This is a genomic window from Aeromonas sp. s12 (assembly GCF_040907925.1).
Lineage (GTDB): Bacteria > Pseudomonadota > Gammaproteobacteria > Enterobacterales > Aeromonadaceae > Aeromonas > Aeromonas veronii.
This window is the reverse complement of the sequence record NZ_JBFOCT010000014.1, coordinates 388,820-402,532: the sequence shown is the minus strand read 5'-3', so window position 1 is coordinate 402,532 and position 13,713 is coordinate 388,820. Positions and strand designations below refer to the sequence as shown.

The window sequence follows — 13,713 nt, the reverse complement described above, 5'->3', positions numbered from 1 at the left end:
GGCGGCGTCGTGGACTTGCGTGACGAGCTGCGCCGTGCCCGGCTGATGGCTATCACCCCGGTGGACGAGGTGTGGGGCATAGGACGGCGCTTGGGAGCCAAGTTGGTGGCACAAGGCATCAACACCGTTGCTGACCTGGTGGCTAGCGACGCCAAAGGGTTACGCGCCCAATACGGCGTGGTGGTCGAGCGGATCGTACAGGAGCTGCGTGGCCGGCCTTGCGCAGAGCTGACCGTTGAACCGGCGGCGAAGCAGCAGATCCTCTCGAGCCGTTCCTTTGGTGAGCGCGTGACTGACCGTGGAGAAATGGCCCAAGCGTTGTCAGGCTTTATGGCTCGCGCAGCCGAGAAGCTGCGGGCCGAGGGGATGTGTTGCCAGCGGGTGCACCTGTTCGTGCGAACCAGCCCCTTTGACGAACGAGCGCCTTACTACAGTGAGCAGGCTGGCGTCCGGCTGGTCTGCCCTAGCGATGATACCCGGTTGCTGCTGCAGCAAGTGAACGTGCTGCTAGCGCAGATTTGGTGCGACGGTTACCGCTATCAGAAGGGGGGCGTCATGCTGAGTGAGTTCACTCCCAAGGGGCAGCAACAGGCAGATCTGTTTGCCCCGTCCTCCGCTCAATCGGACGCGCTGATGGCAGTGATGGACCAGATCAAAGCCAAGGGATTGGGGCGCGTAGGCTTTGCCAGCCAAGGCACGGGGTCGCCTGAGTGGATGATGCGACAAGAGCACTTGAGCCCCTGCTACACCACCCGCTGGGAGGACCTGCCGGTGGCTAGGTAACCAAGGCACAAGGAACCTGCTACTTGGCTGTAGTTGGACGTTTTGGAAAAGTGCTGCGAATGTAGACGGGTCTCGGTGACACATTCCACATGCGCGGCGGCGGGGTCACCTCCCGCCCCCCCATCTTGATTTGATCCACCCCCACCACCTCGTCGGTACCGGTTTTTCTCCCTTGTGCAACCGATAGCCACATTCACCCTCGACTCATCCTTTGCGGGTGAGTGTGCTGTTATGACCGCTGCTAGGTATGGTAACCAATTGAAATTGCTAGAATGTTCGTTTCCTATAATAGGAAACGAACCCCATCTTTGGCATGAGCTAGGGGAGGGGGAGTGCGTTCGAGATCCCGTCGAGCAGGGCCGCATCAATCGACCTGTGGCCCAATATCTGTCATGAACTTATGAAGTTACACCCAACTTGATGGGAATAAATATCAATTGCATTTGGTGGCAGTTTGTCCCCCTAAAGGGGGACTTAAATCTTGGGGCGGCAATAGTGCCAAAACCAAAGGACACCATCATGAAAGTGAATCTCGATCTCATAGAGCGACTCTTTGGCAAGTCGGGCCGGTCGATCCAGCGGATGCTGGATAACGGTCAGCTGACCAAGGAGGAGTTGTTGGACTTCAGCCTGTTTGTCGCGTCACTGACGGTGGCAACAGGGGGCATTCTGGGCAAGCCGTTGATGGATAGCATCAAGTGGGGATTGAGTGAGCGCATCATCTCCGGTCTGAACCCGTCTCTCGTTGGGCTCCATGTTAGCCACAGCCAGCGGGAAGAGAAGGTGAGCGTGAGTGCCAAGCGAAAGGCTCGTCGTGTCTCGCTCAACGGTGATGAGGTGTTGGAGCTGGCCTATCTGATGGCCATCGCGGATGAACATTTCTTTGAGCAACTGCGAGGGCGAGTCGAGACCGACCTGCGGGAGAGGGTATGGTCGCAGGAGGAGCTGGTCGCTCAACTGACACACAAGCGGCAGCGCTGGCTTGATGAGGACTGCTCCGACGAACCACAATCCCCCCTGCATTAATAGCAAACAAGAAAAGGGGCCGCGTCCTGCGGCCCCTGTTGTTTACTCTCCACCTTGTTCCGCCAACAGCCTGTCGTGGGCGTCCGCGATCTTGTCTAACGACAATTGGTACACCCTGGATTGGCTGTGGCGTGGCAGGTCGCGGCCGGTGCCATGCATGAGAATGCCGTGTTTACGCAACACCTTATGGACGTAGTTGGCGTTAAAATCGGCGAAGGTCTTTTTAAACCCATACACGTAGAGGTGCAGGTCGGGCCCGAGTTTGTAGCCGTAAGTCTCTCCCAGCTTCGTTACATTCGGCCCATCGGCAAGGTACTGCCCGTGGCGCCCTTCGAGTAGGTCGACCAACTGCTCGATAATGTTTGCTTCTTCAAGGGAGCCGCTTGTACCACGCCTTGCGAGCCACTTGCGGAATAGTTGCTCGACAACAGCTGCTACACTACCCGCAGGCCAACCTGTGATCCCGAAGCGGTTGGCCAACTCACCTGCAGCTGATATCAATCCGAATGCATCGGCTACCCTTTGCACTTGGCCATCACACTCTTTGGCTCCAAGCCGTCGCATCATGTCAGCGCGATGTTCGTCAACGAATGCCTGAGCACCATTGATGTCCAAGGTCAGCTCTTCAACAAAAGATCGGAAGGCAATGCCATGATACTGGGCAGTCCGTTCTGCGAGGGCCTTGGAAAGGGAGGCACCATTCGGGTAGCCATGCAACTCTTCGAAGATGCCATGCCGGTCTGTATCGGCCTCAATATTGATCATGCGGACATCATGGCCAGCTTTGTGACGCTTACCGACCGAGGCAAGGCTGTGCTCCAAGTCAACTTCCCCGTTGCTGAGGAAGGTTGTTCGCCATTGCAGTTTGGCACGGCGCGACAGATCTGCATTGGCACGAGCTCGTCCTTCGCCGTTGGCCAGCATGTAGATGGTGTCGCCTAGAACATGAGGGTCAGCCTGCCCGATTTCGTCCAGAAAGAGGGTACTGTCGTTGAACAAGCCCGCAGTGGTTTCCAATCCCACCTTGGTGGCATTCCACGTCTGGATCTTGTTGGCAGGCTTGCCGAGCACACTAGCTGCAACCAACATGGCGGTGCTCTTGCCAATTGAGGATGGCCCCACCAGATGGACGCCAAAGCTGCTCTGATTGGTCAAGCGCAGCAAGGGGCCAACGAAAGCAAGCGAGGTACTTAATAGCAAGCGGCTGTTGCCAAGGCACAGCGCGGCAACGTCATCACGCCACTCGTCCAAGGTGCCTGCCACGTCGGATTGGGTTGGGTTATTCCCGGTATAGGTGTACTCATTGTCGTTGGTAGATCCCACCGGTCCATCTCCCAACATGAAGATGTGGGTATCCGGGATCCAGCCTAGTCGATCAACCCGAATGAACGTCTTGTAGGGGTTCTTCGAGTTGAGATAGTCAATCAGCTGTCTCTTCATTCCCAAGTTGAAGCGATAGCCCCCGTCCATCAGCTTCATCAACGCTTCGCGTCCGTCAGACAGCAGGTGAACGTGTGGAATGAACGCCTCCTGCGGTCGACCATCAGGGCTATACCAGCGTACTTGCAAGCCCCAGCCTAGACCCGCAGTGTCGCGCCCGCAGGCTGTTACCCAGAGTGGAGCACCGATCCTGCTCCAAACATCGTCTTGACCTTTGTCAGTGGTGACACAGTAGAGTCCATCTTGAAACTCAATGGGACCTAACTGGAAGGGCTCGGCCTTCAGCTCATAACGCTTTGTATTCATGAGATATTCCTTTATATAAAGTTGGTTGAACGATCCGGTCTCGTTGGGGTTTGTGACACAGTGACGCCGTGACACCGGATTTAATGGGCTGGAGGAGCAGCCTCAACACACGCGAGCAGTGCGGCTTTGCCGTTAAGGCAGAAGAGGTCATTGAAGTCGGTTATGCCGGGGATGGTCGGTGGCACAATCAAGCGGCCGTGCAGTTGATAAGCTGCTGCACGCGCTTTGGTTAGTCCGGGGTTGCCTGTAGTGGCATGATCGTTGTCTGCACACACCCACAGCTTGCTGCTGCTATAAAGCGTGCGAATGATATGGCCGACCTCGAGCAGGTTACCGGCAGAAAATGCAATGGCGACCGGCAGGCCGAGGTTCTCAAACAGCGTGGCCCCGGTTGAATAGCCTTCGCAAAGCAATACGGGGGCGCCGGACTTGGGTGAAGGGCCAAGGAGTAAGAACCCGCCCTTGAGTGACAACCCCCGATGGAAGCGCTTATTCCCGCTTTCATCGATGTCTTGCAAGCTCAACAACTGGGAGCGTGCATTGAAGACCGGTACTATCAACCGGTTACCAAACTGACGAGCACCGACCCCTGAGATTTGTTTGCGTGCAAGGTAAGCGTGTTGGTATGGGGGCTCGGCTGCCCCCCAGATCTCTTTGGCTTCCTTGAGTGCCTTTGCTTGGGTCTCGGCAAGCCGATGTGCCTCAGCTGCTTTTGCTTGCTGGGTGAGTTGGGCACGGATATAGCTTGGTATTGCGGGTCCGATTGGCCGCCATACGCACTTTATTCCCAACTTCCACGAGCCAAAGACGGCGTGATTACCCAACTCGTCGGTGATCAACCAACCATTGCTTGTACCAGGGCGGTCCCCTTGAATATGAAAGCGGAGAACCTGACCAGGAGTAGGGTTCAATGCGCGTGATGGCTTCACGCCCATGTCAGTCATTGAGTCTTCCAAGGAGAGGGCGGTGGTCATGGTTACATCCCCCCGACCAACTTCTGCATCAAGTCCTCGATATCACAGCTGCGCCAAGCGACGCGGCGACGCCCGAGCTTGTAATTTTGCGGGTAGAGACCCTGCTTCATTCCGTCATACCAAGTCGTCTTGCTGACAGGGATTAAAGCCAGCACTTCGTAAAGAGAAAGGAAGTGGTAGGAGCAGGTAGTTGATGAGCGCAGTTTGGCCTTAATTGTTGCTGGGGCAGAGGCGCAAGAGCGCTTGGTACCTTTGGGGTAAGTCTGAGGAGTGGCGTTTTGATTCATACTGAGCTCCTTGCGTAGCAGTTGGTCAGCGTACGGTGTTGTCCCTGTCCGTACAGTGAGCGCAGTGAATCACTAATTTAAAAACTCCACATCAAATTTTTTTTCTAAGGTTATGTTTTTCATAACGTTTTTGTTATGTTTTTCATAACATTTCGGCGTTTTTTGTTATGTTTTTCATAACGTTTTTGGGTGTTTTTTAGACTTTGTTTTCATAACGATGTTGCTTTTTAGTTCATTTGGTTTGTTTGTTGCGGGGGGAATACGATGATTTGGGTGGAGGGATATAGGTACAGTGATTGGTACATTGCGACTTTGTATTGATTCAAAATGCTTTAAAATTCAACTTCCTCAAGTGATGATTGCACTGGCTGTCTCTCCGCCACATATATAGCCCAACCTATTGAATAGGTTGGGCTTTTTCATATGGTGTTTTTGAGTGTACCATTTAGTATGCCATTCGAAGGTGGCTGACATACTGTCTCGTTGAACTACTTTGGACATCCAGCAGTACTTCTCTTCGTTGTACTTGATGTAAAAGAAGCTTACAGATTCTCCCTTACCCCTTCCTGACACTTAGTCTATAAAGCATGCTCTGCAGCTCATTAGTCTCAGGCGATGTGTTGATGAATGGGTGATTCCTGAAGTAGAAGAGTTTCACCTTGTATATATCAGTCAGCCATCACTCCCAGGGAGTCACATTGGCGTACTTGTATTTGGCGTAGGCGGGCTGGCCGTTGTAGGAGCTGGGCGGGAAACTCGGGTTGGCGCTGATCCAGTTATTCACAAACGTCTGCATCCAGCTGGTGACGGGGCGGCTCTCGCGACGTACGCTCACCCATTTGTTCTGGGTGCGGCTGAACACCTGCCAAGTGACACCCGCTGCATCGATATTAAAGGCGTAGCGCTCCATATTCCAGATTGACATGCCGTACTTGCCTAAATCGATGTCTTGAGGATACTGACGCCCCTGGATCCAGACGTTGGTATGGAGCAGGTTGGTGCCCCCCATCAGCTCGATGTCGACTTCATAGTGAGAGCTGGTGCCTGCATCTCCGGTATAGGTAAAGAAGGAGCTGATGGTGCCGGGCACCGATCCTGCCTGCATCTGCACCTCATAACGACCCTTGCGGGTGTAGTTGTAGGTTCGCAGCTCAGCGCAGCTCTTGTTTCCTTTGTCGGATTTCGCATGGAGGATGGCCATGCCGGACTCCATCCAGACGTTGGCGGCGCGCCAGGTGCAGTCGAATTCTGACCCTCCATTACGCCAACCATCAGAGACCTGCCAATCCTGATTGCTCCACCACCATGCCGATGCCTGAGTGGAATATAATCCTCCCGCCATCAGCAATACTGACATCAGTCCAAGTTTACGCATATTATCCACATTCCTGTGTGTTTATTAATGAGTGTTTTATTGATGACTACAAGCAGCATAAGAATAGCCATTAACATATATTGAAACTTATACTGGTATCGCGTCATGACAGTTTCATATTTTTGAAATTTCCTGAAAAGGTATGAAATACATGACGGCTGGTTGGTATAACCAGAATAAAAAAGCCACCGTATATAACGGTGGCAAAAGCACGGACTCCCGATCCGATGAGTTAAAATCAGCTGGCTTGGCGGCGATAGATCTCGACCAGTTCGGTGGCCAGTTCGCGGCACAGAATGGAGGTCATCAGGTGATCCTGAGCATGTACCATGACCAGTGTCATCTTGGTCTTGCCTTCGCCCTCATCGGCTTCAATCAGTTTGGTTTGTACGGCATGGGCAGCCTTCCCTGCGTCGGTGGCTTGGAGCAGCAAGGCATCCGCTTCGCTGAACTGGCCAGCACGAGCCTGACGCAGGGCTTCGAAACAGAGACTGCGAGATTGACCGGCATTGACGATGATGCCCATGACTGCTTCTTCAAGATCCATCATTTATGACTCCTTAAAATCCATTATTACGAGAGACGTTGGCGAACCATTCACCACTTTTCTTGATGGTGCGCTGCTGGCTTTCCAAATCAAGGCTGATGAATCCATAGCGGTTCTTGTAGGCATTCATCCAGGACCAGTTGTCAATAAAGGTCCACAGGTGATAACCACGGCAATTACTTCCTTCAGCAATGGCGGTATGAATCCACTGGAGGTGGCCACGAATGAAGTCGATACGATAGTCGTCTTTTACCTGACCATCTTCACCAATGAATCTGTGTTCCCCTTCGACACCCATGCCATTTTCGGAGATATAGCTTGGAATATTTCCATAGTTGTCGCGCAGGTTGATCAATATGTCATAAATACCGCGCTCATATATTTCCCAGCCACGATAAGGGTTCATTTTGCGGCCTGGCATCTCGTAATTCTCGAAGAACCAGTCAGGCAGGAAAGGGGAGTCCGGGTTGATGGCCGTCATGCGTGCCTTCACTCGCCGCGGCTGGTAATAGTTGATGCCGAGCAGATCGATCTTGCCGGCGGCCAGCAGTTCGCAGTCGCCGCTTTGCACCACGGGCATCTGATCGTGTTCGCGCAGGATATCGATCAGCTCCTGGGGATAAACTCCCTTCACCGCAGGATCGAGGAAGGCGCGGTTGAAGAACAGGTCAGCAATGAACGAGGCCTTCAAGTCCGCCGGGTTTGAAGAGCGCGGATATGAGGGGGTCAGGTTCAGGACAATGCCGATCTGGCCGGGCAGGGATAGTGTTCGATAACGCTTCACCGCCAGGCTGTGGGCCAGCATCATGTGATAAGCCACCTGGGCTGCCCGTCTGAAGTCCATCTGGTTCGGGTAATGGAAGTCATACAGATAACCACCTTCCACCACCACCACTGGTTCATTGAAGGTCATCCAGCAGGCGACGCGATCACCGAACAGTTTGAAGCAGAGCTCTGCGTACTCGGCATAAGCCGCCACGGTTTCGCGGCTCTCCCAGCCCCCCTGCTCCTGCCAGTACATCGGCATGTCGAAGTGGAACAGGCCGATGAAGGGTTTGATCCCCTTGGCCAGCAGCTCATCGATAACCTTGTTGTAGAAGTCGACGGCCTCCTGGTTGACGGTGTGGCCATCCGGCAGCAACCGGGCCCAGGAGATGGATGTGCGGAAGCTGTTGTGGCCAATCTGTTCCATCAATGCGATGTCTTCACGATAACGATCGTAGAAGGTGGAGGTGTTGGCTGGGCCTACCTGACCGTGGAAACGATGTGGCTCCGTCTCGAACCAGTGATCCCAGATGGTCGGTGCCTTGCCGCCCACGTTGGCAGCCCCTTCCGATTGTGCGGCCGACGAGGCGCTACCCCACCAGAAGCCTTCGGGGAATGTATATTGCATTGCAGTTTCCTCTTGATGACCGGCGTGCAGGCGGCGTGGCGCCCGCACGCCGGGTGCTTACGCCTGACTCTGAATCGGTGTGATTGTGTCTGCTTTTTCTGATCTGGCGGCTTCTTCCGCTTCAGCCGTCTCGGCTTCCTGCTTGAGCAGGGTGCGTTCGTAAGCCCGCACGAAGGGGTAATACATCAGGGCGGAGATCCCCATGCAGATGAAGCACATGATGACCGGACTGAAGGCCCAGTTGGTCGCCCAGGAGGCGCCGATGGGGGCCGGCGTGGTCCATGCGGTCAGCATCACGACCTTCTCAACCAGACCCAGATCCACGGCAAACCAGGCCAGGATGGCGTTGATCACCGGCACCAGGATGAAGGGCAGGAAGAAGACCGGGTTCATGATGATGGGGGCACCAAACAGGATCGGTTCGTTGATGTTAAAGAACCCGGGGACCACGCCCATTCGTCCTATGGTGCGCAGGTGCACGGCACGGCTGCGCATCAGCAGGAATGCCAGTGGCAAGGTGGATCCCACGCCGCCGATGAACAGGAAGTGATCCCAGAAACCGGGCAGGAAGGTGTGAGGAATGGCCTGACCTGCGGCTAGTGCGGCCTGGTTGCTGGCCAGGTTTGCCATCCAGAAGGGGTTCATGATGCCGGTGACGATCATGGTGCCGTGGATGCCGGCAAACCATAGGATCTGGCACAACAGCACCGCCAGCAAGACGGCAGGCAGGCTGTCGGAAGCCGCCACTAGCGGTTTGAGCATGGCCATGATCGCCTCGGGCAGGATCATGCCTGTGGTTTCCTGCAGCAGCATGTTGAAGGGGTGTAAGGTCAGGATGATCGCCAGGACCGGGATCAGTACCTCGAAGGAGCGCGCCACCCCCATCGGGACCTGCTCGGGCAGACGGATGGTGATGTTGTTGCGCTTGAGCCAGGCGTAGACCTCGGTCGAATAGATGGCACAAATGAGAGCGGTAAAGATGCCCTGACCGGAGAAATACTGGGTGGAGATGGTGCCGTCTTTATATTGCGCCGCCACCAGCATGAACGACATCAGGGAGAGCAGGCCCGTGGTGATGGGGTCCAGGGAGTATTGCTTGGCCAGGCTGGATGCGACGCCCACCGAGATGAAGACCGTCATCAGTCCCATGCTCATGTTGAAGGGCAACATGAGTTCGGCACGATAGGTGTTGGAAAAATCTAGCCAAGCTCTGGCAAAGCCCCAGGTGGTTTCGCTGGAGATGGGGGGGAAGATGAAGACTAGCATAAAGCTGCCGACGATCATGAACGGCAGCGCGGCAATGAAGCCGTCACGGATGGCCAGAACATAGCGTTGCTGGCCCAGTTTTCCTGCCAATGGGCCGATCCGTTGTTCGATCAACTTGACCAGCATCCCATAGAGTGAACTCATTGTGTGTGTCCTTCCTTGTGAGCACGCTTAACCAATCAGGGACAGGGCGTAATCCAACACCTTGTCACCGCGCTGCATGCCGTAATCCATCATGTCGATGGGTTGTACCTTGACACCATGAACGGCTGCCTTGGCTTGTAATTCAGGTTGCATGTACTTGATCTGTGGCCCTAGCAAGACCACCTGGTAGAGCGGCATCTGATCATCGAACTCTGATGCGCCAAAAGCCTTGATCTCGGCAGCCAGGCCCCGTTTTTCGGCTTCTACCAGCATTTTTTTCACCAGCAGGCTGGTGGACATCCCGGCAGAGCAGCACAGCATGATTTTTTTCATGATCATTCCTCAGTTATTAAATTGAACTCACTATAGATCGACCTAATAATTTGGGAAATCGATTTCACATTTGAGCTTTTGCAATTGTGATGTCGATCACTTGTTGAGTTGTGTTTGTGAGCGATCATGGCGTTCACTCTATTGAAAATGAAGTGTTTTTTGTTTTTTTGTTGATGGGTTTGATCGAGTTTTTGCTGGGCTTTTATTTTGAAATATCGATTTCATGCTTATTGGTTTTTTATGCCTACCCAACACCTGCTGGGCAGGCTCCACAAGATGCAGAGTGTACTCTTCCCGCGGTGCATTGATGTTGAAAGCCCCAACAGATACCCGCCTCCATGATGTCCTGTGCTTTACCGCTCTCTGCTGATGGTTACTCCGCCCTGATGGCAGGTCTCGTCATGGCCTAGGGGCCTTTTCTGGACCATGTTGGGGATAGGGAGACCTTTCAGATGTGAGATGGTTGCAAGATTTCATTGCAGAAGCTCGCAGACCTAGGGCAAAGCCCTGCGCCGATGGAGGCGTTGACCTAACCTTGCCGTAAGCCCGAAGGGATGATGACAGTATCGACTCCAGGTACTGGCACGGGCTCATCTACCTGTATGTAGCACTGTATTGCATCGCAGGAGAGATTGCTCTGCGCGGCTGCCGTATTGCGGTATTACGGTAGAAAATCAGCAGCGCCCAAAGGTGGATGAGAAGCACTCAGAAGGCATAACTTTGTCGTAAAGGCTGTGGATAAGGGAGGGACGCAAGAGTTTGCGGCCACTTATCTATTCGCCCTGTGGCGTTTGCATTGATGGGAGATGGGGAAAAAGATAGACACAGGCCCGATATCTGCATAGGGACAAGGTCGGGAGGGGAAAATGCTCCGCCATGGTGACGGAGCATCGGGAGCGCACTTAACGGGTTAATCCGCCTTCATCCAGCACGCTGACAGCCCAGAAGAAGGGAGCATTCCAGTTGATGGTAACTTCGTTCAGGGTCCAGGCTCCTATCTCGTCTTTCCAGCAGGTCTGGCCGGTGCACTTCCCTTTCATAGTGGATGCAACGGGATCGCTGAAGTTGATGGAGTTGGGGCCCCCAGACATTACTCCTGGCGGAACCAGGGGGGACGCGTGATCAGCTGGGTGTGCCCAGAACCTGTGGTGCGGATTCTTCAGCGGACGACTGCCGTAGCCCGACACATAGGACTGGTCGAGGGGGTTGCGGCCCAGCACATAGTCCATGGCATCGGACATGGCCTGCAGGTATTTGCGCTCCCCCGTGAAGTCATGGGCCAACCCGAGGAAGATGCTGCGATTCATCAGGTTGGAGTTGGAGCCCCAGGGGTATTCGGTGGCCTGATAGGGGATAAGGTAACCCTCTGTCGCCACGCTCTTCTGGTAGCCGTCGGCGGCGGCGATGATAGCGGCGCGCGCCTTCTCCACTTCCTGTTTGCCCAGTTTGTTAGGCACCATGGCCAGCGTGATGGTCCCTGCGCTGCTGAGATCCTGCCAGTAGAGATCACCGCTTGCGCTGCGATCCCCCTTGGGGGCGGCCATATAGAGAGGGGACTGCTGGACGGCCTGCTTGTACTCGGATTTGCCGGTGGTGGTAAATAGCTCGGCGGCAGCCCAGTAGAATTCGTCCTTCAGGTTGGTGTCATCGTAGGGACCGGATCCCACAAAGTTGTCATAGGCATAGACGTCCGGATGGCGGTTGGCCGCCTTCCAGGCTCGTTCGGCTGCCTGTAGGCTGCGCTGTGCGAAGGCCGGATCCAGATCTTTCCATACGCGAGCAGACTGGGCTGCGGTGGCAGCCAGGTTCAGGGTCGCAGCCGTGCTGGGGTGGCTCAGGAAACGGGGTTGTGGATCCTTGTGGGGCGGGAGCGGCATCCCGGTCCAGGCTTCATCGGCGACCTTGTGGAAGACCATGCCTGAGGCATCGATCTCGGTCAGTTTCAGGCTGTCGAGCTGCTTGGACTGATCTCCTACCGGTACCCAGGCCTTCTTGCCTTCGGGTACCTGCATGGCGAGGAAGAACTCCATCATCCAGCGGGATTCGTCCAGCAGATCGTTGTGGCCGTTGTGCTGTTCCGGGATTTTAGCCTTGCCGTCGGCAAAGGCGCTCTTGTCACCCTCTTGCGCCAGTTGCTCTCGCTCATAGAGGTTCATCAAGGTCCATACCGAGATGCCGCCGTTGACCACGTACTTGCCCTGATCGCCAGCGTCGTACCAGCCGCCGGTCACATCCAGCGTGAAGTCACAACCTGGCCACTGGTTGCCCTTGGCATCCTGTTTGTTGAAGCAGGTCACTTTCTCGGGCTTGTGTCCTGCCGGGCGAGCGAGATCGGGGCGCTGGACATATTTGGCCTCGATGTCGATGCCGCTACGCTGCTGATAGAAGAAGGAGAGGGCATCGAATTTCATGGTGTGATAGATGTCATCGCCGATGCTGAATGGATGACTCTTCTGGCCGGCGACCTCCAGTACCAGGCCGGTGCCCGGGGTGGTGACCTGACTGAAGTCGGCAATCTGTACGTTCTCGCCGGATGCTGCATTCAGGCCAAAGGGTGTGGTCTTGCCTTCGGCGATGGCCTCACCCTGGGCATTGCGCAGGGTCCAGGGGAGCGAGTCCTTACTGTCGGTGGCGATGGTCGCACGTTTCAATGCCTTGCTCAGGTAGCCGACTTGGTTGACGCGCACGCTGGCCAGATCAGATTTCTTGACCAGGGATGGACCCGAGAGCGTTGCTTCACCGATGCAGACGGTGGTCGGTGTCTGGGTGCCCATCTGGAGTTGAAACTGGGTCTTCTCGTCCGTGGAGGAGGGCGTGAACTGGATGTCGAAAGGTTTGGGTGTGCTGCTGAGGGCGAGGTCCTGCACCATATGGTTGGTGTAGGGGGCGCCATCATGCTGGATCAGGGCCTTGACGTTGATGTCGCTCTTGGCCATGGCAGTGAAATGGAGCTTGTAGGTTTGCCCCTGCACCAGGCCGAGATTGGACTGGCCCAGGATGACATCCCAGGGATTGGATCCCGACTCGGTGAAGGTGATACAGCCCATCTGGTTCTCGGCGTTCAGGGTCCCCCCGGCCGTCCACCATCCATCGGTTCCCTGGAAGCCCCCATTGGTCAGCAATTCACCCACAGGCCCGGCAGATGCCGAGGAGGTAGCTGAACCAGATGCTCCTGCGCTGGGCAGGGAGCAGCCATGCAAGCCAATGACGCAAGACATGGCAAGCGTCAGGGCACTAAGCTGAGATGTTTTCATTGTTACCTCTTTGATCACAGACGGAAATAATGGTGTCGATTTTCGCACTCGCGCTGAAAATGACCGAGTCATCCTGCTACCCGCATTTCACTGTCAAGACTTACATACAACCCTTGAGTGGAAATCGATTTCATGAATTAGGTAATAGTAAAGTTTGTGGCAAATCAAGTTTGCCTTTATGAACTGTGATGTGGGCTACAAATTTTCGTTTATTGATATGTAGATCTACGAGATTTGAATTCTATTGAATCCTTATCATCCTCTCTTTATTTCCCGCCAGTTTAACCAAATGGGTGCCATTCTCGGTAAAATATGCAGTGGCATGAGATGAAAAATACACTATATGTTTATAATTTTATTGCTTTTTCTATCATGGTGCTTTTCCGTGTGCTCCATCCCCTCCTGGATATTTTGCTGGCGAGAAACAGTCTTATCTTTGTGAGCTACATCACTATTTACTCTCTCGGTGGGATTTTTACCGTGGCAGGGTAAAGATACTGCTGGAATGGTGAGGAGATTTCTGTTTACCATTAAATATTCTTGCAATCGATTTCATATTTGGGCTGTTTTTCAAGGCGGACCCCA

Annotated in this window: 12 protein-coding genes; 3 read left to right on the top strand and 9 right to left on the bottom strand. The window is 54.5% G+C overall.

Annotated elements, in window-relative coordinates:
- Together AB5Y67_RS08495 and AB5Y67_RS08490 are read left to right on the top strand one after the other, a co-directional pair.
- A partial coding sequence (locus AB5Y67_RS08495) for a DUF4113 domain-containing protein (protein ID WP_368207665.1) occupies positions 1 to 783 on the top strand: 783 nt, incomplete at its 5' end.
- A gap of 519 nt (positions 784 to 1,302) precedes the next feature.
- Complete coding sequence (locus AB5Y67_RS08490) at positions 1,303 to 1,809, top strand: hypothetical protein (RefSeq protein ID WP_368207664.1); 507 nt, start codon at positions 1,303 to 1,305, stop codon at positions 1,807 to 1,809.
- Positions 1,810 to 1,851: 42 nt separating this feature from the next.
- Here AB5Y67_RS08490 and AB5Y67_RS08485 read toward each other — a convergent pair whose 3' ends face one another.
- The 8 genes from AB5Y67_RS08485 to AB5Y67_RS08450 form a co-directional block, all read right to left on the bottom strand.
- Complete coding sequence (locus AB5Y67_RS08485; RefSeq protein ID WP_136501563.1) at positions 1,852 to 3,555, bottom strand: DUF927 domain-containing protein; 1,704 nt, start codon at positions 3,553 to 3,555, stop codon at positions 1,852 to 1,854.
- 80 nt (positions 3,556 to 3,635) lie between these two features.
- On the bottom strand, positions 3,636 to 4,529 hold the full coding sequence (locus AB5Y67_RS08480; RefSeq protein WP_234879093.1) for a toprim domain-containing protein: 894 nt from the start codon (positions 4,527 to 4,529) through the stop codon (positions 3,636 to 3,638).
- Positions 4,530 to 4,531: 2 nt separating this feature from the next.
- The gene (locus tag AB5Y67_RS08475; protein ID WP_136501564.1) at positions 4,532 to 4,816 is read right to left on the bottom strand and encodes an AlpA family transcriptional regulator; all 285 of its coding nucleotides are present in this window, start codon (positions 4,814 to 4,816) and stop codon (positions 4,532 to 4,534) included.
- Between the two features lie 679 nt (positions 4,817 to 5,495).
- Positions 5,496 to 6,191: a family 16 glycosylhydrolase gene (locus tag AB5Y67_RS08470; protein WP_080768689.1), complete on the bottom strand. Its 696-nt coding sequence runs from the start codon at positions 6,189 to 6,191 to the stop codon at positions 5,496 to 5,498.
- Positions 6,192 to 6,429: 238 nt separating this feature from the next.
- Complete coding sequence (locus AB5Y67_RS08465; protein ID WP_010673336.1) at positions 6,430 to 6,741, bottom strand: PTS lactose/cellobiose transporter subunit IIA; 312 nt, start codon at positions 6,739 to 6,741, stop codon at positions 6,430 to 6,432.
- Positions 6,742 to 6,751: 10 nt separating this feature from the next.
- Complete coding sequence (locus AB5Y67_RS08460; RefSeq protein ID WP_368207663.1) at positions 6,752 to 8,131, bottom strand: glycoside hydrolase family 1 protein; 1,380 nt, start codon at positions 8,129 to 8,131, stop codon at positions 6,752 to 6,754.
- 57 nt (positions 8,132 to 8,188) lie between these two features.
- The gene (locus tag AB5Y67_RS08455; RefSeq protein ID WP_042658342.1) at positions 8,189 to 9,541 is read right to left on the bottom strand and encodes a PTS sugar transporter subunit IIC; all 1,353 of its coding nucleotides are present in this window, start codon (positions 9,539 to 9,541) and stop codon (positions 8,189 to 8,191) included.
- Positions 9,542 to 9,568: 27 nt separating this feature from the next.
- Positions 9,569 to 9,874 (bottom strand): PTS sugar transporter subunit IIB, encoded by a 306-nt coding sequence (locus tag AB5Y67_RS08450; RefSeq protein ID WP_042658343.1) that lies wholly within the window; start codon positions 9,872 to 9,874, stop codon positions 9,569 to 9,571.
- A 116-nt stretch (positions 9,875 to 9,990) separates the two neighbouring features.
- Between AB5Y67_RS08450 and AB5Y67_RS08445 the strand changes: the two genes are divergently transcribed.
- The gene (locus AB5Y67_RS08445; RefSeq protein WP_307896461.1) at positions 9,991 to 10,182 is read left to right on the top strand and encodes a hypothetical protein; all 192 of its coding nucleotides are present in this window, start codon (positions 9,991 to 9,993) and stop codon (positions 10,180 to 10,182) included.
- 594 nt (positions 10,183 to 10,776) lie between these two features.
- On the opposite strand, the gene AB5Y67_RS08440 is transcribed toward AB5Y67_RS08445, so the two are convergent.
- Positions 10,777 to 13,128 (bottom strand): glycoside hydrolase family 9 protein, encoded by a 2,352-nt coding sequence (locus AB5Y67_RS08440; RefSeq protein ID WP_307896462.1) that lies wholly within the window; start codon positions 13,126 to 13,128, stop codon positions 10,777 to 10,779.
- Positions 13,129 to 13,713 lie beyond the last annotated feature (585 nt).